Consider the following 23,174-nt stretch of genomic DNA (forward strand, 5'->3'; position numbering starts at 1 on the left):
TTAACTGTTACGCAGGTAAACCTGCGTGGCAGTTTATCGCTTAGGCTGCAGCAGCAAGGTTCAGAGCCTTGATGTGGCCGTTCAGGCGACCTTTATGGCGAGCAGCTTTGTTCTTGTGGATGATGCCTTTATCGGCCATACGGTCGATAACTGGCACAGCCAGAACGTAAGCAGCTTGAGCTTTTTCAGCGTCTTTTGCGTCAATGGCCTTAACTACATTCTTGATGTAGGTACGAACCATGGAACGCAGGCTGGCGTTGTGGCTGCGACGCTTCTCAGCCTGTTTTGCACGTTTTTTGGCGGAAGGTGTGTTGGCCACCGTCGAGCTCCTCGAAAGACTTTTTAGGAAATAGCAAACAAAATAGGCCGCGAATCATGCCGATGAGTTGATGGGTTGTCAAGGGCGGTTGATGCGAACTGCTGAGTGGTCGATCTGAAGAGGCGGGTGATTTATTTCCGGCGCTTGACCTGTAAACTCGCGAGCTTTGGCGCTGTGCTGTTGCAGGCGCGCAGTATCGCATAAGTAGGCGCGTAGTTCGCCTGCTCTTTATCTATAGGCGCAAACTCTTTCAATGAATCTGCTCAAATCGTTGGCTGCCGTCAGCTCAATCACGATGATTTCCCGGGTATTGGGGTTTGTGCGTGACACCTTGTTGGCACGCATTTTCGGCGCCAGCATGGCCACGGATGCGTTCTTCATTGCCTTTAAACTGCCCAACCTGTTGCGGCGGATCTTCGCCGAGGGCGCGTTTTCCCAGGCGTTCGTGCCGATTCTGGCGGAATACAAGACGCAGCAGGGCGAGGAGGCGACCCGCACATTCATTGCCTATGTCTCGGGCTTGCTGACCCTGGTGCTGATGCTGGTGACTGTGATCGGCATGCTCGCCGCGCCGTGGGTGATCTGGGCCACGGCGCCCGGTTTTGCCAATACGCCGGAAAAATTCGCGCTGACCACTGATCTGCTGCGGGTGACTTTCCCCTACATATTGCTGATTTCCCTGTCATCCCTGGCTGGCGCCATCCTCAATACCTGGAACCGTTTCTCGGTGCCGGCGTTCGTGCCGACCCTGCTTAACGTCAGCATGATTATTTTCGCGCTGTTCCTCACGCCTTACTTCGATCCACCGGTCATGGCCCTGGGCTGGGCCGTCCTGGCCGGCGGCCTGGCGCAATTGCTCTACCAACTGCCGCACCTGAAAAAGATCGGCATGCTCGTGTTGCCGCGCCTGAACCTCAAGGACACCGGCGTCTGGCGCGTGATGCGCAATATGCTGCCAGCGATCCTCGGGGTGTCGGTCAGCCAGATTTCGCTGATCATCAACACCGCGTTCGCCTCATTGCTGGTGTCCGGTTCGGTGTCGTGGATGTACTACGCCGATCGCTTGATGGAGCTGCCGTCCGGCGTCCTCGGCGTGGCCCTGGGCACGATTCTGCTGCCGACGCTGGCGCGTACTTACGCGAGCAAGGACCGCCATGAATACTCGCGCATTCTCGATTGGGGCCTGCGCCTGTGCTTCGTGCTGGTGTTGCCGTGCTCGCTGGCCCTGGGAATCCTCGCCGAGCCACTGACGGTGTCGTTGTTCCAGTACGGGCAATTCGGCGCGCACGATGCCTTGATGACTCAGCACGCGCTGATCGCTTACTCGGTCGGTCTGCTTGGGATTATCGTGATCAAAGTGCTGGCGCCGGGGTTCTACGCCCAGCAAAACATCCGCACGCCGGTGAAGATCGCGATCTTCACGCTGATCGTCACGCAACTGCTCAACCTGGTGTTCATCGGTCCGCTGGCGCATGCCGGCCTGGCCCTGGCCATCAGCGCCGGTGCCTGTATCAATGCCGGCCTGCTGTTTTACCAACTGCGCAAACAGCAGATGTTCCAGCCGCAGCCTGGCTGGGGCATGTTTGCCCTCAAGCTGCTGGTGGCGGTGGCGATGATGTCGGCGGTATTGCTGGGTCTGATGCACTTCATGCCGGCCTGGGATCAAGGCCATATGCTCGAGCGTTTCTTGCGCCTGGGCGTGCTGGTGGTGGCGGGCGTGGTGGTGTACTTCGGGATGTTGCTGCTGCAAGGTTTCCGCCTGCGGGATTTCAATCGCAAGGCGCTGGGTTAGCGAGTTTGCCGCGATAAAACCGGTGTTTTATCGATTCCATCCATTTTGCCCTGCGCTGTTGCCTGTGATCCGGGGCCGGGTGTGGTTATAATCGACCACTTTATGAGCAAGAAGCGCGTTATGCAGCTGGTTCGAGGTCTCCACAACCTGCGCCCCCAGCATCGGGGCTGCGTCGCCACTATTGGCAACTTTGACGGTGTACACCGTGGCCACCAGGCTATCCTGGCCCGGCTGCGCGAGCGTGCGGTCGAGTTGGGCGTGCCCAGCTGCGTGGTGATTTTTGAGCCACAGCCGCGGGAATTCTTTACCCCGGAAACGGCGCCAGCGCGCCTGGCCCGCTTGCGCGACAAGCTGCAACTGTTGGCCGAGGAGGGCGTGGACCGTGTGCTGTGCCTGGCCTTCAACCAGCGTTTGCGCAGCCTCAGCGCCGCCGAGTTCGTCGACCGTATCCTGGTGGATGGCTTGGGCGTACAGCACCTGGAGGTCGGCGACGACTTCCGTTTCGGCTGTGATCGGGTCGGCGATTTCGATTTTCTGCAGCACGCCGGCGTAACCCAGGGTTTTACCGTCGAAGCCGCGCAAACCGTCGAACTGGACGGCCTGCGCGTGAGCAGTACCCAGGTGCGTAATGCCCTGGCCGCTGCCGACTTCGCCTTGGCCGAGCGTTTGCTCGGTCGCCCGTTCCGCATTGCCGGGCGGGTATTGCACGGCCAGAAGCTGGCGCGCCAACTGGGCACGCCAACCGCCAACGTGCAGCTCAAGCGCCGTCGTGTGCCGCTGACCGGGGTTTACCTGGTGAGCGTCGACATCGACGGCCAATCGTGGCCGGGAGTCGCCAATATAGGCGTCAGGCCCACGGTTGCAGGTGATGGCAAGGCCCACCTGGAGGTTCACCTTTTGGATTTTGCCGGTGATCTGTATGACCGGCGTTTGACGGTGGTTTTCCACCAAAAGCTGCGTGAAGAGCAGCGTTTCGCCTCCCTCGAGGCGTTGAAAACGGCGATCAATGCGGATGTCGCCGCCGCCCGTGCCCTAGCCGCACCTAGCGCCCATCGCTAACCGAAGAGCCTTAAATGACCGACTATAAAGCCACGCTAAACCTTCCGGACACCGCCTTCCCAATGAAGGCCGGCCTGCCACAGCGCGAACCGCAGATCCTGCAGCGCTGGGACAGTATTGGCCTGTACGGAAAGTTGCGCGAAATTGGCAAGGATCGTCCGAAATTCGTCCTGCACGACGGCCCTCCTTATGCCAACGGCACGATTCACATCGGTCATGCGCTGAACAAGATTCTCAAGGACATGATCGTCCGCTCGAAGACCCTTTCGGGCTTCGACGCGCCGTATGTCCCGGGTTGGGATTGCCACGGCCTGCCGATCGAACACAAAGTCGAAGTGACCCACGGCAAGAACCTGGGCGCCGATAAAACCCGCGAACTGTGCCGTGCCTACGCCACCGAGCAGATCGAAGGGCAGAAGTCCGAGTTCATCCGCCTGGGTGTCCTGGGCGACTGGGCCAACCCGTACAAAACCATGGACTTCAAGAACGAGGCCGGTGAAATCCGCGCCTTGGCCGAAATCGTCAAGGGCGGTTTCGTGTTCAAGGGCCTCAAGCCCGTGAACTGGTGCTTCGACTGCGGTTCGGCCCTGGCTGAAGCGGAAGTCGAGTACGAAGACAAGAAGTCCTCGACCATCGACGTGGCCTTCCCGATCGCCGACGACGCCAAGCTGGCCGCGGCCTTTGGCCTGGCAAGCCTGGCCAAGCCAGCCGCCATCGTGATCTGGACCACCACCCCGTGGACCATCCCCGCCAACCAGGCGCTGAACGTCCACCCGGAATTCACCTACGCCCTGGTGGATGTCGGTGATCGCCTGCTGGTGCTGGCCGAAGAGATGGTCGAAGCCTGCCTGGCGCGTTACGCGCTGGAAGGTTCGGTGATCGCCACCACCACCGGTTCCGCGCTGGAACTGATCAACTTCCGTCACCCGTTCTACGACCGCCTGTCGCCGGTGTACCTGGCTGACTACGTTGAACTGGGCGCCGGCACCGGCATCGTTCACTCCGCGCCTGCTTACGGCGTAGACGACTTCGTGACCTGCAAGGCCTACGGCATGGTCAACGACGACATCTTGAACCCGGTGCAGAGCAACGGTGTTTATGCGCCGTCCCTGGAATTCTTCGGTGGCCAGTTCATCTTCAAGGCCAACCAGCCGATCATCGACAAGCTGTCGGAAGTCGGCGCGCTGCTGCACACCGAGACCATCAAGCACAGCTACATGCACTGCTGGCGCCACAAGACCCCGCTGATCTACCGCGCCACTGCGCAGTGGTTCATCGGCATGGATAAAGAACCGGCCAGCGGCGACACCCTGCGCAACCGTGCGATCAAAGCCATCGAAGACACCAAGTTCGTCCCGGCCTGGGGCCAGGCGCGCCTGCACTCGATGATCGCCAACCGTCCGGACTGGTGCATCTCCCGCCAGCGCAACTGGGGCGTGCCGATCCCGTTCTTCCTCAACAAGGAAAGCGGCGAGCTGCACCCGCGTACCGTCGAACTGATGGAAGTCGTGGCCCAGCGCGTTGAGCAGGAAGGCATCGAAGCCTGGTTCAAGCTGGACGCCGCCGAGCTGTTGGGCGACGAAGCGCCGCTGTACGACAAGATCAGCGACACCCTCGACGTGTGGTTCGACTCCGGCACCACCCATTGGCACGTGCTGCGCGGTTCGCACCCGATGGGTCATGCGGCCGGCCCGCGCGCCGACCTGTACCTGGAAGGTTCGGACCAGCACCGTGGCTGGTTCCACTCGTCGCTTTTGACCGGTTGCGCCATCGACGACCACGCACCGTACCGCGAACTGCTGACCCACGGTTTCACCGTCGACGAAAACGGCCGCAAGATGTCCAAGTCCCTGGGCAACGTGATCGCGCCGCAAAAGGTCAACGACACCCTGGGCGCCGATATCATGCGTCTGTGGGTGGCCTCGACCGATTATTCGGGCGAGATGGCCGTGTCGGAGCAGATCCTGCAGCGTAGCGCCGATGCCTACCGCCGTATCCGCAATACCGCACGCTTCATGCTGTCGAACCTGACCGGTTTCAACCCGGCCACCGACATCCTGCCGGCCGAGGACATGCTCGCCCTGGACCGTTGGGCCGTGGACCGTACCCTGTTGCTGCAGCGCGAGTTGCAAGAGCACTACGGCGAATACCGCTTCTGGAACGTCTACTCGAAGATCCACAACTTCTGCGTGCAGGAGCTGGGCGGTTTCTACCTCGACATCATCAAGGACCGCCAGTACACCACCGGCGTCAACAGCAAGGCGCGCCGCTCGGCGCAGACCGCGCTGTACCACATCTCCGAAGCGCTGGTGCGCTGGATCGCACCGATCCTGGCCTTCACCGCCGACGAACTGTGGGAATACCTGCCGGGCGAGCGCAACGAATCGGTGATGCTCAACACTTGGTACGAAGGCCTGACCGAACTGCCGGCCGACTTCGAACTGGGCCGCGAGTACTGGGACGGCGTGATGGCGGTGAAAGTGGCCGTGAACAAGGAGCTGGAAGTGCAGCGCGCGGCCAAGGCCGTCGGTGGCAACCTGCAAGCCGAAGTCACCCTGTTTGCCGAAGAAGGCCTGAGCGCCGACCTGGCCAAGCTGAGCAACGAACTGCGCTTCGTGCTGATCACCTCCACCGCGAGCCTGGCGCCATTCGCCCTGGCCCCGGCGGATGCCGTGGCCACCGAAGTGCCTGGCCTGAAGCTCAAAGTCGTCAAGTCGGCCTTCCCCAAGTGCGCCCGTTGCTGGCACTGCCGTGAAGATGTCGGCGTGAACCCTGAGCATCCGGAAATCTGCGGTCGTTGCGTCGACAACATCAGCGGTGCCGGCGAGGTTCGTCACTATGCCTAACGCCAGTCGTTTCGGACGTCTTGGCTGGCTCGTATTGAGCGTGCTGGTCCTGGTCATCGACCAGGTCAGCAAGGCTCACTTCGAGGGCTCCCTGGAGATGTTCCAGCAGATCGTGGTGATCCCGGATTACTTCAGCTGGACGCTGGCCTATAACACCGGCGCGGCGTTCAGCTTCCTGGCCGATGGCGGCGGCTGGCAGCGCTGGTTGTTCGCCCTGATCGCCGTGGTGGTCAGTGCGGTGCTGGTGGTCTGGCTCAAGCGCCTGGGGCGCGATGACACCTGGCTGGCCATCGCCTTGGCGCTGGTGCTGGGTGGCGCGCTGGGCAACCTGTACGACCGCATCGCCCTGGGCCATGTGATCGACTTCATTCTGGTGCATTGGCAGAACCGCTGGTACTTCCCCGCGTTCAATTTTGCCGACAGCGCCATCACCGTCGGTGCAATCATGCTGGCACTCGATATGTTCAAAAGTAAGAAAACCGGAGAGACCGTTCATGACTGATCAGGTATTGGCTGAACAACGCATCGGCCAGAACACGGAAGTCACCTTGCATTTCGCATTGCGCCTGGAGAATGGCGACACGGTCGACAGCACGTTCGACAAATCCCCGGCGACCTTCAAGGTGGGCGATGGCAACCTGCTGCCGGGTTTTGAAGCGGCCTTGTTCGGCTTCAAGGCCGGCGACAAGCGCACCCTGCAGATCCTGCCGGAAAACGCCTTTGGCCAGCCCAACCCGCAAAACGTACAGATCATTCCGCGTTCGCAGTTCCAGGACATGGAACTGTCGGAAGGCCTGCTGGTGATCTTCAACGATGCGGCGAACACCGAGCTGCCGGGTGTGGTCAAAGCCTTCGATGACGCGCAAGTGACCATCGACTTCAACCACCCGTTGGCCGGTAAAACCTTGACGTTTGACGTAGAAATCTTCGACGTTAAAGCGCTCTAACTGACAGAACCGGCTCCTGCGGGCGCTGGCTTGTGTGGGAGCTGGCTTGCCTGCGATGGCATCACCTCGGTGTACCTGATACACCGAGTCGACCGCATCGCACGCAAGCCAGCTCCCACAAAGACACGAGGCACAGCATGCAAATCAAACTCGCCAACCCCCGTGGCTTCTGCGCCGGCGTGGACCGCGCGATCGAAATCGTCAACCGTGCCCTGGAAGTCTTCGGGCCGCCGATTTATGTGCGCCATGAAGTCGTCCACAACAAATTCGTGGTCGAAGACTTGCGCGCTCGCGGCGCCATCTTTGTCGAAGAGCTCGACCAGGTGCCGGACGACGTTATCGTTATCTTCAGCGCCCACGGCGTATCCCAGGCGGTGCGGACCGAAGCAGCAGGCCGCGGCCTGAAAGTGTTCGATGCCACCTGCCCATTGGTTACCAAGGTGCATATCGAAGTCGCGCGCTACAGCCGCGATGGCCGTGAATGCATCCTGATCGGCCACGCCGGCCACCCGGAAGTCGAAGGCACCATGGGCCAGTACGATGGCAGCAACGGTGGCGCAATCTACCTGGTGGAAGACGAAAAAGACGTCGCCAACCTGCAGGTACGCAACCCTGAGCGTTTGGCCTTCGTCACCCAGACCACGTTGTCGATGGACGACACCAGCCGAGTGATCGATGCCCTGCGCACACGCTTCCCGGCAATTGGCGGCCCACGCAAGGACGACATCTGCTACGCCACGCAAAACCGCCAGGACGCAGTCAAGCAACTGGCCGATGAATGTGATGTGGTGCTGGTTGTCGGCAGCCCTAACAGCTCCAACTCCAACCGCCTGCGTGAACTGGCTGAACGCATGGCCACGCCGGCGTACCTGATCGACGGCGCCGAGGACATGCAGCGCAGCTGGTTCGACGGCGTCGAGCGCATCGGCATCACTGCGGGCGCCTCGGCGCCGGAAGTGCTGGTGCGCGGTGTGATCCAGCAGTTGCAGGCCTGGGGCGCCACCGGTGCCGATGAGTTGGCCGGTCGTGAGGAGAACATCACTTTCTCCATGCCCAAGGAGCTGCGGGTGCGTTCGCTGCTCTGAGTCCCAGGGTGTTGAGCGAGCCCCGGCATAATGCCTGCTCGGTTTTATCCCGGCGCAGGCTGATGCGTCCGCTGGGGGCCAGCACCACTTGAAACAGGCTTTGTGCCTGATCCGTGGCGCATACATGCACGGTGCCGGCACGAAAGCCCCCGCCGGCAAAGACCGGCTCGCCCAGCCCGCTGAAGCGTACCTGGCTCCTGACCGGGCCATTGCCCACGATCGGTACGCGCCCATTGTCCTGATGCTCCAGCAATACGGGATTATCGTCGTCCAGATGGCCGCGCCCATTCAGGTCCACGATCACCCGCCAGCCCCGGCTCCAATCGTCGTCCAAGGCATGAATGACTACCGCCCGGTTGCGTGCGATGGCTTCGCTGCGCGCATAGCGCAGGCCGCCAACCAGAGACTGGGCCGCACTGTGTCGCTGCTGGGATTCCAGCAGCCCCTTGAAACTGGGGACCGCCAGCTGCGTGAGGATGCCGCTCAGGATCAGCCCGAGCAGTAGTTCGATCAGGGTGAAGCCTCGTTGTGTCATGTGCGGTCCCTCCGTGGACGCGATGAATATTCAGGTGGCATGCCTAGGTATAGCGCTCCGGTCGTGGCGTTGAGTGCTGGCCTTTATGTCCAAAGTATTTCCCTTTGTTCCGGGAGCGGCACAGGCCGAAAACCGCCGCTAGTCTTGGGCCGCACAGCAGGTTTTTCCTGCTTTTTCCGGCCTTTGACAGGGATGACGACGGTAATGCTTGCTTGCTCGACTGCTTTGTTTCGACCGGTGACTTCCCGCCACCAAACCGGCATCACCCTGATCGAGGTGGTGGTGGCGGTGCTGATTCTGGTGATCGGCCTGCTGGGCGCTGCGGTGGTCCAGCTCAATGCGCTCAAGTACACCGACAGTACGCGGATGACCAGCCAGGCCAGCTTCATCGCCTACGACATGCTGGACCGCATTCGCGCCAATGCTGGCGCCGACTATTCGTGGGTGCGAACCGAGCGCGCGCCACTGTTCACGTCGACGGGCAGCGTGCGCGACCTCGACCTGCACGATTTCGAGGCCAATATCATCGGTTTCGCCGGCGACAGCGGCAGTGGCTCGGTGCTCGTTCGTGCCGATGAGGTGACCGTGAGCATCAGTTGGGATGATGCCAGGGGGGCAAAAAAAGCCGGGGCGAGGGAAACGCTCACACTCACCAGCCGCATCGCCGATGAATCGCAGGTGTCGCAATGAATCGGCGGGTGCGGGGTTTCAGTGTGTTGGAGCTGCTGCTGGCGTTGACGCTCGGGTTGGTGCTGAGCCTTGGGTTCAGCCAAATCGCCATCAGCGCTCGAACCACCGATGCCAGCCAGCAGGCCGCCATGCTGCTGCAGGATGATGCGCGGTTTGCGCTCGGCAAGCTGATTCAGGACATTCGCCTAGCGGGCATGTTCGGTTGCCTGGCTACGGCATCGATCGAAGGTGCGCCGTTGGCTTTCGATCGACCAATCAGCTGGAGTGCCACGGGTGACGCAAGGTCGCTGACGCTGGTCAGCGCTGAGGTCGGCGAGGACGGCGGCGCGCCGGATTGGACCGTATTGTCCGACTGCTCCGGCTCTGCCCACGCTTATGCCGGTACGCCACCACCCGCCGTGCCGGGGCAGATACGCTTTGCGATACGCCAGCTCACCTACACCTTCGAGGCTGGCCAGCTGAAAGTCAGTACCCCGTCAGCCCCGGCCAAGGCGGTGCTGGTGGACAACGTGCAGGCGTTCGAGATCAGTTTCGGCGTGGCAGCCAAGCCTGACTCGACTCCGGTGGTGGGTTATGACCCCGGCCCGGCCGACAATTCGCTGATACGCAGTGTACGCATCCGTTTGACGCTGCAAGACCCGGACGGGTTGGTGAAGGCGCAAACCTGGAGCGTGGTTGCAGCGCTGCGCAACCGGCTGGGGTAGGGCGACCATGGCAGGGTTTCGTGTTGTTGAACGACGGCAGGCGGGCATGGTGCTGCTGATCAGCCTGGTGTTCCTGTTGCTGTTATCGCTGATCGCGTTGTCTTCGATGCAGGGTGCGGTGTCCCAGCAGAAGGTCGTTGGCAGTGTCTGGCATCGCAACCAGTCGCTGCAAAGTGCCGAAAGTGGCCTGAGGCTGGGGGAGGCGGCCGTGCGGCGGGCAGGCGCCGCGTGGCCTGTGTGCGCGTCGATCATCACCTGTGCGCCGCCGCGCGAGTCGTCTTCGGTGATAGCTCCCGGAACCGATCCCGTTTCGAGGGTGAACTGGGCCGCCATGGACGGCGGTCTTTACGCGGTTCAAGCGCTCGGGCCTGTCGTGGGGCTGGCTCATTTGCCTGCGCAGATGCCGGCAATGCTCTATCGGGTTACGGCGGTGGGGCTCCGTGGCCAATCGCGCACGGTGCTGGAGGCCATGTATGCGCGGGTGGACGAGGGAGGGCGCTCGCGGTTTCAGCGAGTGATGTGGCGACAACTTTACTGAGGAGCGGCGCAATGGGCATGGATAGCCAGGGTTTTACATTGATTGAGTTACTGACTGCCGTGGCGATCGTCGCGGTGCTGGCCGGTGTCGTTTATCCGGCGTATGTCGGCCATGTGAACAAGGCCTATCGCGCGGAAATTGTCGTGCTGTTGACCGAGCAAGCTCAGTCTCTGGAGCGGTATTACACGAGCAATGGCAGTTTTATTGATGCAAGCGGCGTCAGCGTCGGCAATGATCGCTATAGAATCACGGCTGCGCTGAACCCTCAGGATTTCAGCCTGCTGGCCACACCAGGCGTCGACTCTGTCATGGCAGGCGACGCTTGCGGGGCATTCAGCCTGACCAGTAGCGGTGCGCGGACCAACCCCGGAGCGGCCCCAGGCATGTCACGCAAGACATGCTGGGGGCAGTGATGGGTGTACTCCATGAGTGGGCGCCGAGTGCGCTTTTCCCTTTTTATCGGCTGGATCAAATGATGGCTAAGCAACAGCGAGTGGTGGTGGTCGGTGGAGGAGTAATCGGCTTGTTGACGGCGTTCAACCTGGCGACCCAGGGCCTGGCAGTCGTACTGCTGGAGCGCTCGGGGCTCGGGCAGGAGTCCTCGTGGGCAGGTGGCGGCATTGTCTCGCCGCTGTACCCGTGGCGCTACAGCCCGGCAGTCACGGCTTTGGCTCATTGGTCCCAGGACTTTTATCCACAACTGGCCGAGCGCTTGTTTGCCGATACCGGCGTTGATCCGGAGGTCCACACCACCGGGCTCTACTGGCTGGACCTGGAGGATGAAGCCGACGCATTGGCCTGGGCCGCGCGCGAAGGACGGCCATTGAGCAAGGTGGATGTGTCGGTCGCCCATGATGCGGTTCCGGTGCTGGGCGGTGGTTACTCCCAGGCGATCTACATGGCGAATGTGGCGAATGTGCGCAACCCGCGCCTGATCAAATCCCTCAAGGCGGCGCTGCTGGCGCTGCCAGGCGTGACGATTCATGAACAGTGCGAAGTTGACGGCTTTGTGTTGGACGGCGACAACGTCGTCGGCGTGAATACGCCTGCCGGGCCGGTGCTCGGTGATCAGGTCGTGCTTGCGGCGGGGGCCTGGAGTGGGCAGTTGCTGGACAAGCTGGGCCTGTCGCTGCCGGTTGAGCCGGTCAAGGGCCAGATGATTCTGTACAAATGCGCCTCGGACTTTCTGTCGAGCATGGTCCTGGCCAACGGGCGTTATGCGATCCCGCGGCGTGACGGGCACATTCTGATTGGCAGTACCCTGGAACATGAAGGGTTCGACAAGACGCCGACCGGATCGGCGCTGGAGAGCCTGAAGGCTTCGGCCGTGGAGTTGATTCCCGCCTTGGCGGATGCCGAGGTGGTTGGCCATTGGGCGGGCCTGCGGCCAGGCTCGCCGGAAGGTATTCCCTACATCGGTCCTGTCCCCGGTTTCAACGGGCTGTGGCTCAATTGCGGGCATTACCGCAACGGCCTCGTGCTGGCGCCGGCGTCGTGCCAGTTATTCGCCGATTTGTTGCTGGGGCACACGCCGATCATCGACCCTGCGCCCTACGCGCCCGCAGGTCGGATCAACGTTGGATAGCTTTCGGCCCTTGCTCCAGATGCGCCTGGGTGCAATACCATTCTTGCCGTGAGCTCAGTGCTCGGTCCTGCGGCAGATGTACGCCGCAGTGAGCGCAGCGCACCATTGGCGTTGCGTCGGGTTCGCCGGAGCGTTGTTGTTTGACGGCCGGGTTTTTGAATTTGCGCCAGAACCATACCGCGGCAGCAATGACGGCAATCCAGAACAGTAGACGAACCATGATGGGCAGTTTCTCGACAAGGAATGCGCCAGTTTAGCCAAGGACGTGGCAGGCGCACAGCGCAATAACGCTTGCGCATAAAAAAGGGAGCCCCGAGGGCTCCCTTTTTACGTTGCGTCGGATGATCAGTCGAACACACCGAAGGTCATGTAGCTGAACCACGAGCGGTCCTGGTTGTTGCCCAGGGCTTGCGGCGCTTGTTCTTCGATCACATCGCCATTTTCATCATGGGGCTTGAGGTCCGCAGGGATGGCTTCCTTGGCGTCCTGGAACTGTTTCATCACGTCCTGGTTGGCGCGGGTTTCACCCGGCGGCAGCGGTGGACGCGACTCGATCAGGCCCAGGGTGTACTTGCTCAGCCACGAACGGTTGTCCGCTTCGGCAACCTGAGGCACGAACTGGCCGTCTTTCAGGCTTGGGTGATCCGGGTAGTTGAGCTTCAGGGTTTCCAGGCTGGTGGCCGCCAGGGCGTCCAGGTGCAGGCGCTGGTAGGCCTCGGTCATCACCGCCAGGCCGTCACCCACGGAAGGGGTTTCCTGGAAGTTTTCCACGACATAGCGACCACGGTTGGCGGCTGCCACGTAAGCCTGACGGGTCAGGTAGTAGTGGGCCACGTGGATTTCGTAGGAGGCCAGCAGGTTACGCAGGTAGATCATGCGCTGCTTGGCGTCCGGCGCGTAGCGGCTGTTGGGATAGCGGCTGGTCAGCTGGGCGAACTCATTGTAGGAGTCGCGGGCAGCGCCCGGGTCACGCTTGGTCATGTCCAGCGGCAGGAAGCGCGCCAGCAGGCCAACGTCCTGGTCGAACGAGGTCAGGCCCTTGAGGTAGTAGGCATAGTCGACGTTCGGGTGCTGCGGGTGCAGGCGGATAAAACGCTCGGCGGCGGACTTGGCGGCTTCCGGCTCGGCGTTCTTGTAGTTGGCGTAGATCAGCTCGAGCTGGGCCTGGTCGGCGTAGCGCCCGAACGGATAGCGCGACTCCAGGGCCTTCAGCTTGGCTGTGGCACTGGTGTAGCTATTATTGTCCAAGTCTTTTTGAGCTTGTTGATACAGCTCGACTTCGCTCAGGTTTTCGTCGACGACTTCCTTTGTTGACGAGCAAGCAGCAGTCATGGCGAGGATGGCGATCAGCAGCAGGTGTTTCACTTGCATGGCGGCTTGCGTCCCTATGACGGCCGCTGTCTTGGGCGGGGCCGTCCTGTTATGATGAGCGCCCCGTTGAAAGCATCGGGGCAAAAGACGCCGTATTTAACCACAAGCGCGCAGCCGAAACCAAAGGCTGTGCCACGCCTAGTCTGAGCATGTCCGATAAAATTGAACTTCGCGCAGAGGTGCCGTCCGAATTGGGCGGCCAACGCCTCGATCAAGTCGCCGCACAATTATTCGCTGAGCACTCGCGCTCGCGCCTTTCCGCCTGGATCAAAGACGGCCGCCTGACTGTGGATGGAGCGGTTATCCGCCCGCGAGACATAGTCCATGGCGGTGCGATTCTTGAGCTGACTGCCGAGCAGGAAGCCCAGGGAGAATGGATCGCCCAGGACATCGAGCTGGACATCGTCTATGAAGACGACGACATCCTGGTCATCAATAAACCCGCAGGCCTGGTGGTTCACCCGGCGGCCGGGCACGCTGATGGCACCTTGCTCAATGCTCTGTTGCACCATGTGCCGGACATCATCAATGTCCCGCGCTGCGGCATCGTACACCGCCTGGACAAGGACACGACCGGCTTGATGGTGGTGGCCAAGACCATTCAGGCCCAGACGCAGCTGGTTACACAGTTGCAGAGCCGCAGCGTCAGCCGGATCTACGAGTGCATCGTGATCGGCGTCGTGGTGGCGGGTGGCAAGATCAATGCGCCTATCGGTCGTCACGGCCAGCAGCGCCAGCGTATGGCGGTGATGGAAGGCGGCAAGCAGGCCGTCAGCCACTACCGTGTGCTGGAGCGTTTCCGGTCCCACACCCATGTGCGGGTCAAGCTGGAAACCGGCCGTACCCACCAGATTCGCGTACACATGGCGCACATCAACTTCCCGTTGGTCGGAGATCCGGCCTACGGCGGTCGCTTCCGTATTCCGCCGGCGGCCAGTGTCACCATGGTTGAATCGCTGAAGTCCTTCCCGCGTCAGGCGCTGCATGCGCGGTTCCTGGAGCTGGATCATCCGACGAGCGGTAAGCGGATGAGCTGGGAATCGCCTCTGCCGGACGATCTGGTCTGGTTGCTGTCGCTGCTCAGGCAGGATCGCGAGGCATTTATCGGATGAGTGACTGGCTGATTCCTGACTGGCCCGCGCCGGCTCAGGTCAAGGCCTGCGTCACCACCCGTGCGGGCGGCGTCAGCCTGGCGCCGTTCGACAGCCTCAACCTGGGCGATCACGTCGAGGACAGCCCCGAGGCGGTGCTTGAAAATCGCCGTCGCCTCACCGAAGTCTTTCATGTCCGGCCGGCCTGGCTCCGCCAGGTCCACGGCGTGAACGTGGTCGAGGCCGACCCCGAGCGCATTGCCGAAGCTGATGGCAGTTGGGCCAGCACGCCGGGCATCGCCTGCACCTCCATGACCGCCGATTGCCTGCCTGCGTTGTTCTGCAACCGCGCCGGCACACGCGTCGCCGCCGCTCACGCGGGTTGGCGTGGCTTGGCCGCGGGCGTGCTGGAGGCCACCGCCGAAAGCCTGCAAGCCGAGCCTGCCGACATATTGGTCTGGCTGGGCCCGGCCATTGGCCCGCAAGCCTTCGAAGTCGGCCCGGAAGTGCGGGAAGCGTTCGTGCAGCAACTGCCGGGCACCGCCCAGGCCTTTGTGCCCAGCCGCAACCCTGGCAAGTTCATGGCCGACATCTACCAGCTGGCCCGTTTGCGCCTGGCTGCCCGCGGTATCACTGCCGTTTACGGTGGCGGGTTCTGCACCGTGAACGATCCGCGCTTCTTTTCTTTCCGCCGCAGTCCACGCACGGGTCGGTTCGCCTCCCTTATTTGGCTGGAGCGCTAGACTCTTCTGATCTACGTCAACTGTCCGACGCTTGAATCTCCCAGAATCGACCACATCTATAGGGCTATCTGGCAGGTTTCTTCATTCAGGATGTGTTTGTAGCTCCGGCCTGCTCAAAAGGAAGGTGACTAATGCGTATTGATCGTTTAACCAGCAAACTGCAATTGGCCTTATCGGACTCCCAGTCCCTGGCAGTCGGCCTCGACCACCCGGCCATTGAGCCTGCGCACTTGATGCAGGCGCTCCTGGAACAGCAAGGTGGTTCTATCAAGCCCTTGCTGATGCAGGTGGGCTTCGACGTCAACAGCCTGCGCAAAGAGTTGAGCAAAGAGCTCGACCAACTGCCGAAAATCCAGAATCCTACCGGCGACGTGAATATGTCCCAGGACCTGGCGCGCCTGCTCAATCAAGCGGACCGCCTGGCTCAGCAGAAGGGCGACCAGTTCATCTCCAGCGAGCTGGTGCTGCTCGCCGCCATGGACGAAAACAGCAAGCTCGGCAAATTGTTGCTGGGCCAGGGCGTCAGCAAAAAAGCCCTGGAAAACGCCATCAACAACCTGCGTGGCGGCGAAGCGGTGAACGACCCCAACCACGAGGAGTCGCGCCAGGCCCTGGATAAATACACTGTCGACCTGACCAAGCGCGCCGAAGAAGGCAAGCTTGACCCGGTGATCGGCCGTGACGACGAGATTCGTCGCACCATCCAGGTCCTGCAGCGCCGTACCAAGAACAACCCGGTGCTGATCGGTGAGCCTGGCGTGGGTAAAACCGCGATTGCCGAGGGCCTGGCCCAGCGCATCATCAACGGTGAAGTGCCGGACGGCCTCAAGGGCAAGCGTCTGCTGTCCCTGGACATGGGGTCGCTGATCGCCGGCGCGAAATTCCGCGGCGAGTTCGAAGAGCGTCTCAAATCCCTGCTTAACGAGCTGTCGAAGCAGGAAGGGCAGATCATTCTGTTTATCGACGAGTTGCACACCATGGTCGGCGCCGGTAAAGGCGAAGGCTCGATGGACGCCGGCAACATGCTCAAGCCTGCCTTGGCGCGGGGTGAGTTGCACTGCGTGGGTGCCACCACGCTCAACGAATACCGCCAGTACATCGAGAAGGATGCAGCCCTTGAGCGGCGTTTCCAGAAAGTGCTGGTGGAAGAGCCGAGCGAAGAAGACACCATCGCGATCCTGCGGGGCCTGAAAGAACGCTATGAGGTCCACCACAAGGTAGCGATCACTGACGGCGCGATCATTGCGGCGGCGAAATTGAGCCATCGCTATATCACCGACCGGCAGTTGCCCGACAAGGCCATCGACCTGATCGACGAAGCGGCCAGCCGTATCCGCATGGAGATCGACTCCAAGCCGGAAGTGCTCGACCGTCTGGATCGGCGCCTGATTCAACTGAAAGTCGAATCCCAGGCACTGAAAAAAGAAGAGGACGAAGCGGCGAAAAAACGTCTGGAAAAACTTCAGGAAGAAATCCTCCGCTTGGAGCGCGAGTACTCGGACCTCGAGGAAATCTGGAACGCGGAAAAAGCTGAAGTACAGGGTTCGGCACAGATCCAGCAAAAGATCGAGCAGTCGCGCCAGGAGCTGGAAACCGCACGCCGTAAGGGCGACCTGAACCGCATGGCCGAGTTGCAGTACGGGGTGATCCCGGACCTGGAACGCAGCCTGCAGATGGTCGACCAGCATGGTCACAGCGAGAACCAATTGCTGCGCAGCAAGGTGACCGAGGAAGAAATTGCCGAAGTTGTCTCGAAGTGGACCGGTATCCCCGTGTCGAAAATGCTCGAAGGCGAGCGCGACAAGCTGATGAAGATGGAAAGCCTGTTGCACCAGCGCGTCATCGGCCAGGAAGAGGCGGTGGTGGCGGTGTCCAACGCGGTACGGCGTTCCCGTGCCGGGTTGTCCGACCCGAATCGCCCAAGTGGCTCGTTCATGTTCCTCGGCCCGACCGGTGTGGGTAAGACCGAGTTGTGCAAGGCCTTGGCCGAGTTCCTCTTCGACACCGAAGAAGCCATGGTGCGGATCGATATGTCCGAGTTCATGGAGAAACATTCCGTGGCTCGCCTGATCGGGGCGCCACCGGGCTACGTAGGCTACGAGGAAGGCGGTTACCTGACCGAAGCGGTACGGCGCAAGCCCTACTCGGTGATCCTGCTGGATGAGGTCGAGAAGGCCCACCCGGACGTGTTCAACATCTTGCTGCAGGTGCTGGAAGATGGCCGGCTGACGGACAGCCACGGGCGTACTGTGGATTTCCGCAACACGGTGATCGTGATGACCTCCAACCTGGGGTCGGTGCAGATCCAGGAACTGGTGGGCGATCGTGAAGCCCAGCGCGCAGCGGTGATGGATGCGCTGACCACGCACTTCCGCCCGGAATTCATCAACCGGGTCGATGAAGTGGTGATCTTCGAGCCTTTGGCACGGGATCAGATCGCGGGCATCACCGAGATCCAGTTGGGCCGCCTGCGCAGCCGTCTGGCCGAGCGCGAGCTGGCGCTGGAGCTGAGCCCCGAGGCGTTGGACAAGCTGATCGCGGTCGGTTACGACCCGGTGTATGGCGCACGGCCGTTGAAGCGTGCGATCCAGCGCTGGATCGAAAACCCGCTGGCCCAGCTGATTCTGTCGGGCAGCTTTATGCCGGGCACCAGCGTCAAGGCCACGGTGGAAAACGACGAAATCGTCTTCCACTGAGTTCGGTCGGTCGGGCTATAAAGAGAGGGCCTCGCGTTGCGAGGCCTTTTTTTTCGATAGGGCGTTGAACTGTAAGGCAAAGGCTTGTAAAGTGCGCCCCGCAGCAACGTCAGCCCACGGGTTTCTTCTCCCCAAGAAGAAATCAGAAAGAAGCGCAAATCATTGTCTTAAAAGCAATTTAAAGGGTTGACAGGGGTTTTTAAGATTGTAGAATAGCGCGCCTCAGAGACGCGAACGTAGCGATACGGACGCATCGAAGAGAAGGTTACACCGCAGTAAAAGTTGTACATTTGAAATGTGTAGTTCCGTGATAGCTCAGTCGGTAGAGCAAATGACTGTTAATCATTGGGTCCCAGGTTCGAGTCCTGGTCACGGAGCCAATTTCAAAACCGGGGTATAGCGCAGTCCGGTAGCGCGCCTGCTTTGGGAGCAGGATGTCAGGAGTTCGAATCCCCTTACCCCGACCATTTTTGGGTCGTTAGCTCAGTTGGTAGAGCAGTTGGCTTTTAACCAATTGGTCGTAGGTTCGAATCCCACACGACCCACCATTTTTGAAACCAGTTAACGCTGGAATCAGATCTTAAGATCAGCGGCCAAAAGCCATGATCGAAGAAGGCGGCTGAGAGGTCGCCTTTGTTTTACCGGGGTATAGCGCAGTCCGGTAGCGCGCCTGCTTTGGGAGCAGGATGTCAGGAGTTCGAATCCCCTTACCCCGACCATATTAAAAATCCTCGTATCGAAAGATACGGGGATTTTTTTTGCCTGAAATTATCCCAAATCCAACACAACACCAATGTGGGAGGGAGCAAGCCCCCTCCCACATTGATCGCGTGTTTAGTGAAGTTTGAGACGTGGCTCAGTTCCGCGCCCAATCCGGCTGCCCAGCATCAGCATCGCCGTGCGGAAGACCCCATACAGCGCCATCTGGTGCATGCGGTACAGCGACACATAGAACATCCGCGCCAACCAGCCTTCCAACATCACACTGCCTGTGAGGTTGCCCATCAGGTTACCCACCGCCGAGAAGCGCGACAGCGAGATCAGCGAGCCATAGTCGGTGTACTTGTACGATGGCAGGTCCTTGCCTTCGATCCGCAGCTTCAACGATTTGGCCAACAATGAAGCCTGCTGGTGCGCGGCCTGGGCGCGTGGCGGTACGTTGCGGTCGGTGCCGGGTTGCGGGCAGGCGGCGCAGTCACCGAAGGCGAAGATGTTTTCGTCGCGGGTGGTTTGCAGTGTCGGCAGCACCTGCAGTTGATTGATGCGGTTGGTTTCCAGGCCGTCGATGTCCTTGAGGAAGGCGGGCGCACGGATGCCTGCGGCCCACACTTTCAGGCTGGCCGGAATCACTTGGCCGCTGCTGGTGATCAGCGCGTCGGCCGTCACTTCGCTGACCGCCGAGTTGGTCAGCACCGTCACGCCGAGCTTCTCCAGGGTTTTATGCACCGGTCCGCCGATCCGCTCTGGCAGGGCAGGCAGGACCCGTGGGCCGGCTTCGATCAGGGTGATGTGCATGTTTTCCGGTTTGATCCGGTCCAGCCCGTAGGCTGCCAGTTCATGGGCGGCGTTATGCAGTTCGGCCGCCAGTTCAACCCCGGTGGCGCCAGCGCCGACGATGGCCACGCTGATCTTTTCCACCACGTCGGTTTGCCCGGCATGGGCGCGCAGGTAGTGGTTGAGCAACTGCTGATGGAAGCGCTCCGCCTGTTTGCGCGTGTCGAGGAACAGGCAGTGTTGCGCCGCGCCTTCGGTGCCGAAGTCATTGGTGGTACTGCCGACCGCGATCACCAGGCTGTCGTAGCCCAGCACGCGCGCAGGCACCAGTTCGCGGCCTTCTTCGTCGAGGGTCGCGGCCAGTTGGATTTTCTTCTGTTCACGGTCGAGCCCGCTCATGCGCCCCAGCTGGAACTCGAAGTGGTTCCATTTGGCCTGGGCGACATAATTGAGTTCGTCTTCCGAAGAGTTCAGCGAGCCTGCGGCCACTTCGTGCAGCAGCGGTTTCCAGATATGGGTCAGGTTGGTGTCCACCAGCGTGATGCTGGCGGTGCCGCGCTTGCCCAGAGTCTTACCCAGGCGGGTAGCCAACTCCAGGCCGCCGGCGCCGCCGCCGACGATAATAATACGATGGGTCATGGGGATATCTCGCAAGGCTAAAAGAAATCGGAGCGGTTACCCCCGCGAGCGCCAGGCAGCTCATAGCGTCAGGTAACTCAAAAGGCGGCTCAGCAGGCCGAGCCCGATCACCACCACCAGCACCACACCAAGGAGCAGCCACGGCCGGAAAGGCTTGCGCTCGACTCGGTTCTGGGAGAGTTGCAGGTACTCTTCGACATGCTGTTGGTCGTCGGGGTTCAGGCGGCTGGTCATATAAGGCCTCGTCAGGTAGACGTTGCAAAAGGGCGCCACGTTACAGTCAGGGGGTTGGCGGTATCGCCATAAGCGTAGCCTGTGCTCGCGTCACAGGCTGATGCCCACGTCGAACACGATGCTGCGCCCCAGATTGTTGCGCAAGAAATCCGGCGCGTCCGGGTGGGCGAACAGTACCCGGGCAAACGTCGGCCCCACCAGCGACAGCGAGCGCCAGCCCTGGCGCAAGTATTCGGTGGGCGGTGGGAAATGACTGTTGAGGTCCAGCACCTCGCGCTTGAGGCTGGCGAAGGCGACGATATCCAGCTCGCCCAGGTCCATCCCGCGTTCTTTGTAGTTGTGCGCTTTTTTGCGCAGGGTCGGCGCCAGGCGCAGCAGGAATTCATGGGCCGGAATCCGCCGCGGCTTGGCTTCGCGCCTGACCAGTTGGCTGAGGGAAAACGCACTGCGTCGACGCAGCAATTCGTCGCGCCATTCATCGTTCAGGCGGCGTCCTTCGTCCAGCACGAAAAACACTTCGAAACTGGCGTCACGAAACAGCACGTCCGGCGGTTCTTGCCCGGCGGCATGAAACTCTTCGGCGCGGTACGGCACGTTCAAGCCTTGCAGCAGGCGCTGGCAGACCCAACGCTCACGCTCCCATTTACGGGCATTGGACAGGAACGCATTGGCTTGTTCGGCTGCCACGGTGAGCAGGCGCAAATAATCTGAGTCATCCATGCGTGCAGCTTAGCGCCCAAATGTGATCTTAAAAACATACTCCGTCGCGAAAAAATAAAGTCTGTCGTTCGCCATTTTGTATTTTGTTATCGTAGAGAACAATCATGCTAAGCTGATGTGCGAATTTCAGAGCGCGCGCGGTTCATCGATGCCAGCGGTGCTCTCTAGATCCCATCATTTTTTGGCAGGATGCCCTGATGAGTTTTGAGCCGGCCCACTTCGTCCAGGTGCCTCCAGAGAAACTGCGCGGCTTCTTCGCGGCGACCGGACTCGATGAGGTTGAGCAAATGGATGTGCTCCTGGCATTGCGTCACAAGGCGACTGCGATCGACGTTCGCTTTGTAGCTCATGAAGCGCCGGAGCTGGTTCTGCTGGCGGAGAGCATCAATGAAAAAGACATTCCCCGAGCACTGCACGATCAGTTCGTGGAACTGGGCGCCGATTTGGAACAGTTGGGCGCGGGACAGCGTGTTGATGCCCCCGTCGATCAGGGCCTGTTGTTGCTGCCTGGCTTGGGCAAATGCGGTTTGGTTGACCTGATAGCCGGGCTCGAGCAGGGCCGCCGGCTCGATAGCCATGCGGAAACGGTAGCTCTGGATGTGAGCCGTCGTGCTATGCACGAAGTCTTTGAGCTCCCATCCTTGCCCCGGTTTGCGCTCCACCATGGCTTCGCCAGCCAGTCGGTTCAATACCTTGAGCAATTGCCCTCGAGGCACGTCGTAACGCCGCAACAGTTGGGCTTCGAAAAACTGGGCGGGTATTTCACCAGCCAAAATATCGTCGACTACGCGAAGATAAAAGTCTTCGAAAGGGTCGCTGGCCAGAGGGAATGCGGACTCCTGGATATCCCCAGCGTCTTGCTTCAGAAAGTAGCCGCGATTGGGTTCTTGAGTCGCAAGATCCCACTCGGCAAGCAAGGCAAACACTCGTCGGATAGGCGAGCGCGAAACGCCCAGCGCTTGAGCGAACGTCTGCTCGCGCAATGGCTCGCCGGCCCGCATCGAGCGGGCGCGAACCATGCCGATGACCTTCGGTGCCAGCTGCAAGGCAAGGTCTTTCTTGATCACAGGCTCTCTCTTGAATGGTCGGCGTCAGTCCGTGCCTGTCGGGGCAGGGCCACATCGAACTGGGGTGGGAAAATACCATACCCGGCAGTGCCGAGTATCTGCGCCGAAGACGCAGGAACTTGTGGAACAACTTTTTAAAGCTCCTTTCCTGGACGGATACCTGCCTTATGCTGAAATTCAACGCTCACCTTGGCTTTCAATTCAATGAATTGCCATTCCTGCAACGCATCGAAGCCGCCGCCGCCGCTGGTTTTCGTGCGGTTGAGTTCCCGTCGCCTTATGAGTTCGACGCGAGTCTGCTTGCAGATCATTTGGCTCAACACAACTTGCCGTTGATTCAATTTTCCGCTCCGGCGGGCCTGACCAAAGGCATCGCGGCCTTGCATGGCAAGGAAGGCGATTTTCGCAGTGGCTTGCTCCAGGCCGCCAACTATGCAAAGGCGCTGGGTTGTTCGGACGTCCACATCATGTCGGGCATTACCACTCGGGATGACGCGGCGCTCATCTACGAGAGCAACCTGGAATACACCGTCAAGTATTTTGAAGACCAGGGTTTGCGGCCATTGATCGAAGTCATCTGCGCGCAGGAAATGCCGGGCTATTACATGTCCGACTTCAGCAAGGCGCAGCACGTTCTGGAGACGTTCCCGAGTGTCGGGCTGATTCTTGATCTGTACCACGCTCAGCGCCTGACTGGAGACGCGGCGGATGTCCTGGCGCGGTTTTACGAACGAACCGCGCATGTGCAAATCGCCGACTGTCCGGGGCGTCATCAGCCGGGCACGGGGAGCATGGATTTCTGCGCGCTGTTCACCACATTAGAACAGCGCGGTTATCAGGGATGGATCGGCTGTGAATACCGCCCGACCGGCGTCACGGTTGAAAGCTTGGATTGGATCAAGCCGTTCACTGCTTAGTTGGCGATGCGTCGGAGGCGCAACCAGGGGCGGCGAGAGCATCCTGAGGCTCAGTGTTCTCCTGCTGCCCGCGCTGTGGTTTTTCCGCATTCGTTCAGACTG

At 60.7% G+C, this 23,174-nt stretch carries 23 protein-coding genes and 4 tRNA genes; 19 read left to right on the forward strand and 8 right to left on the reverse strand.

The annotated features are described in order from the left end of the window. Positions 1 to 40 precede the first annotated feature (40 nt). Positions 41 to 319 (reverse strand): 30S ribosomal protein S20, encoded by a 279-nt coding sequence (rpsT, locus tag ACP7E3_RS08010; RefSeq protein ID WP_003215870.1) that lies wholly within the window; start codon positions 317 to 319, stop codon positions 41 to 43. Positions 320 to 572: 253 nt separating this feature from the next. Here rpsT and murJ point away from each other — a divergent pair, with 253 nt between their 5' ends. The 6 genes from murJ (at position 573) to ispH (ending at position 8,048) form a co-directional block, all read left to right on the forward strand. Then, positions 573 to 2,111 carry a murein biosynthesis integral membrane protein MurJ gene (murJ, locus tag ACP7E3_RS08015; protein WP_169865178.1) on the forward strand — a complete coding sequence of 513 codons (1,539 nt, stop codon included), beginning with the start codon at positions 573 to 575 and terminating at the stop codon, positions 2,109 to 2,111. A gap of 120 nt (positions 2,112 to 2,231) precedes the next feature. Then, positions 2,232 to 3,170: a bifunctional riboflavin kinase/FAD synthetase gene (gene ribF, locus ACP7E3_RS08020; RefSeq protein WP_017845491.1), complete on the forward strand. Its 939-nt coding sequence runs from the start codon at positions 2,232 to 2,234 to the stop codon at positions 3,168 to 3,170. 14 nt (positions 3,171 to 3,184) lie between these two features. Next, a complete protein-coding gene (gene ileS / locus ACP7E3_RS08025) occupies positions 3,185 to 6,016 on the forward strand; it encodes an isoleucine--tRNA ligase (protein ID WP_126588907.1) in 2,832 nt (943 codons plus the stop codon). Next, the gene (lspA, locus tag ACP7E3_RS08030) at positions 6,009 to 6,518 is read left to right on the forward strand and encodes a signal peptidase II (protein ID WP_017845489.1); all 510 of its coding nucleotides are present in this window, start codon (positions 6,009 to 6,011) and stop codon (positions 6,516 to 6,518) included. Before ileS ends, lspA begins: the two co-directional genes overlap by 8 nt. Positions 6,519 to 6,525: 7 nt before the next feature. Further along, positions 6,526 to 6,963: an FKBP-type peptidyl-prolyl cis-trans isomerase gene (fkpB, locus tag ACP7E3_RS08035; RefSeq protein ID WP_169850802.1), complete on the forward strand. Its 438-nt coding sequence runs from the start codon at positions 6,526 to 6,528 to the stop codon at positions 6,961 to 6,963. 137 nt (positions 6,964 to 7,100) lie between these two features. After that, complete coding sequence (gene ispH / locus ACP7E3_RS08040) at positions 7,101 to 8,048, forward strand: 4-hydroxy-3-methylbut-2-enyl diphosphate reductase (RefSeq protein ID WP_017845487.1); 948 nt, start codon at positions 7,101 to 7,103, stop codon at positions 8,046 to 8,048. Here ispH and ACP7E3_RS08045 read toward each other — a convergent pair. After that, the gene (locus tag ACP7E3_RS08045; RefSeq protein ID WP_426122796.1) at positions 8,002 to 8,583 is read right to left on the reverse strand and encodes a GspH/FimT family pseudopilin; all 582 of its coding nucleotides are present in this window, start codon (positions 8,581 to 8,583) and stop codon (positions 8,002 to 8,004) included. The two genes, ispH and ACP7E3_RS08045, sit on opposite strands and share 47 nt — an antisense overlap. Before the next feature lie 204 nt (positions 8,584 to 8,787). Between ACP7E3_RS08045 and pilV the strand changes: the two genes are divergently transcribed. The 5 genes from pilV (at position 8,788) to thiO (ending at position 12,100) form a co-directional block, all read left to right on the forward strand. After that, the gene (pilV, locus tag ACP7E3_RS08050) at positions 8,788 to 9,273 is read left to right on the forward strand and encodes a type IV pilus modification protein PilV (RefSeq protein ID WP_128191603.1); all 486 of its coding nucleotides are present in this window, start codon (positions 8,788 to 8,790) and stop codon (positions 9,271 to 9,273) included. Beyond that, the gene (locus tag ACP7E3_RS08055) at positions 9,270 to 9,977 is read left to right on the forward strand and encodes a PilW family protein (protein WP_046384737.1); all 708 of its coding nucleotides are present in this window, start codon (positions 9,270 to 9,272) and stop codon (positions 9,975 to 9,977) included. Before pilV ends, ACP7E3_RS08055 begins: the two co-directional genes overlap by 4 nt. Before the next feature lie 46 nt (positions 9,978 to 10,023). Continuing rightward, positions 10,024 to 10,515, forward strand: coding sequence for a pilus assembly PilX family protein (locus tag ACP7E3_RS08060; protein WP_233098929.1), 492 nt, complete (start codon positions 10,024 to 10,026; stop codon positions 10,513 to 10,515). 11 nt (positions 10,516 to 10,526) lie between these two features. Next, complete coding sequence (locus ACP7E3_RS08065) at positions 10,527 to 10,928, forward strand: type IV pilin protein (protein ID WP_017845482.1); 402 nt, start codon at positions 10,527 to 10,529, stop codon at positions 10,926 to 10,928. A 62-nt stretch (positions 10,929 to 10,990) separates the two neighbouring features. Then, positions 10,991 to 12,100, forward strand: coding sequence for a glycine oxidase ThiO (gene thiO, locus ACP7E3_RS08070; RefSeq protein WP_017845481.1), 1,110 nt, complete (start codon positions 10,991 to 10,993; stop codon positions 12,098 to 12,100). Here the strand turns inward: thiO and ACP7E3_RS08075 are convergent. Both ACP7E3_RS08075 and ACP7E3_RS08080 read right to left on the reverse strand, forming a co-directional pair. Continuing rightward, entirely contained in the window at positions 12,087 to 12,320 is a 234-nt protein-coding gene (locus ACP7E3_RS08075) for a PP0621 family protein (RefSeq protein WP_026139830.1), read from the reverse strand. The genes thiO and ACP7E3_RS08075 overlap by 14 nt on opposite strands. A 125-nt stretch (positions 12,321 to 12,445) precedes the next feature. Beyond that, positions 12,446 to 13,471 carry an outer membrane protein assembly factor BamD gene (locus ACP7E3_RS08080; RefSeq protein WP_017845480.1) on the reverse strand — a complete coding sequence of 342 codons (1,026 nt, stop codon included), beginning with the start codon at positions 13,469 to 13,471 and terminating at the stop codon, positions 12,446 to 12,448. Positions 13,472 to 13,620: 149 nt separating this feature from the next. On the opposite strand from ACP7E3_RS08080, the gene rluD reads away from it, so the two are divergent. From rluD to ACP7E3_RS08115, 7 genes are all read left to right on the forward strand, one after another. Beyond that, positions 13,621 to 14,583 (forward strand): 23S rRNA pseudouridine(1911/1915/1917) synthase RluD, encoded by a 963-nt coding sequence (rluD, locus tag ACP7E3_RS08085; RefSeq protein ID WP_017845479.1) that lies wholly within the window; start codon positions 13,621 to 13,623, stop codon positions 14,581 to 14,583. Beyond that, positions 14,580 to 15,305 (forward strand): peptidoglycan editing factor PgeF, encoded by a 726-nt coding sequence (pgeF, locus tag ACP7E3_RS08090; RefSeq protein ID WP_256823102.1) that lies wholly within the window; start codon positions 14,580 to 14,582, stop codon positions 15,303 to 15,305. The genes rluD and pgeF overlap by 4 nt, the downstream gene beginning before the upstream one ends. 131 nt (positions 15,306 to 15,436) lie before the next feature. Then, the gene (clpB, locus tag ACP7E3_RS08095) at positions 15,437 to 18,001 is read left to right on the forward strand and encodes an ATP-dependent chaperone ClpB (RefSeq protein WP_017845477.1); all 2,565 of its coding nucleotides are present in this window, start codon (positions 15,437 to 15,439) and stop codon (positions 17,999 to 18,001) included. A gap of 304 nt (positions 18,002 to 18,305) precedes the next feature. Then, positions 18,306 to 18,381 (forward strand) — tRNA-Asn (locus ACP7E3_RS08100). A gap of 10 nt (positions 18,382 to 18,391) precedes the next feature. Further along, positions 18,392 to 18,468, forward strand: a tRNA-Pro gene (locus ACP7E3_RS08105). A gap of 5 nt (positions 18,469 to 18,473) precedes the next feature. Continuing rightward, positions 18,474 to 18,549, forward strand: a tRNA-Lys gene (locus ACP7E3_RS08110). Positions 18,550 to 18,643: 94 nt separating this feature from the next. Beyond that, a tRNA-Pro gene (locus tag ACP7E3_RS08115) sits at positions 18,644 to 18,720 on the forward strand. A gap of 115 nt (positions 18,721 to 18,835) precedes the next feature. Here the strand turns inward: ACP7E3_RS08115 and ACP7E3_RS08120 are convergent. The 4 genes from ACP7E3_RS08120 to ACP7E3_RS08135 form a co-directional block, all read right to left on the reverse strand. Continuing rightward, entirely contained in the window at positions 18,836 to 20,134 is a 1,299-nt protein-coding gene (locus ACP7E3_RS08120) for an NAD(P)/FAD-dependent oxidoreductase (protein WP_017845476.1), read from the reverse strand. A gap of 60 nt (positions 20,135 to 20,194) precedes the next feature. Further along, positions 20,195 to 20,368 carry a DUF3094 family protein gene (locus tag ACP7E3_RS08125; protein ID WP_016976295.1) on the reverse strand — a complete coding sequence of 58 codons (174 nt, stop codon included), beginning with the start codon at positions 20,366 to 20,368 and terminating at the stop codon, positions 20,195 to 20,197. Positions 20,369 to 20,458: 90 nt separating this feature from the next. Continuing rightward, the gene (locus ACP7E3_RS08130) at positions 20,459 to 21,088 is read right to left on the reverse strand and encodes a DUF1780 domain-containing protein (protein WP_017845475.1); all 630 of its coding nucleotides are present in this window, start codon (positions 21,086 to 21,088) and stop codon (positions 20,459 to 20,461) included. 164 nt (positions 21,089 to 21,252) lie between these two features. Then, the gene (locus ACP7E3_RS08135; RefSeq protein ID WP_126587497.1) at positions 21,253 to 22,155 is read right to left on the reverse strand and encodes a GntR family transcriptional regulator; all 903 of its coding nucleotides are present in this window, start codon (positions 22,153 to 22,155) and stop codon (positions 21,253 to 21,255) included. A gap of 167 nt (positions 22,156 to 22,322) precedes the next feature. Between ACP7E3_RS08135 and ACP7E3_RS08140 the strand changes: the two genes are divergently transcribed. Continuing rightward, complete coding sequence (locus tag ACP7E3_RS08140) at positions 22,323 to 23,072, forward strand: hydroxypyruvate isomerase family protein (RefSeq protein WP_102617159.1); 750 nt, start codon at positions 22,323 to 22,325, stop codon at positions 23,070 to 23,072. Positions 23,073 to 23,174: the final 102 nt, after the last annotated feature.

Source organism: Pseudomonas sp. PSPC2-3, assembly GCF_049898265.1.
Taxonomy (GTDB): Bacteria; Pseudomonadota; Gammaproteobacteria; order Pseudomonadales; family Pseudomonadaceae; genus Aquipseudomonas; species Aquipseudomonas veronii.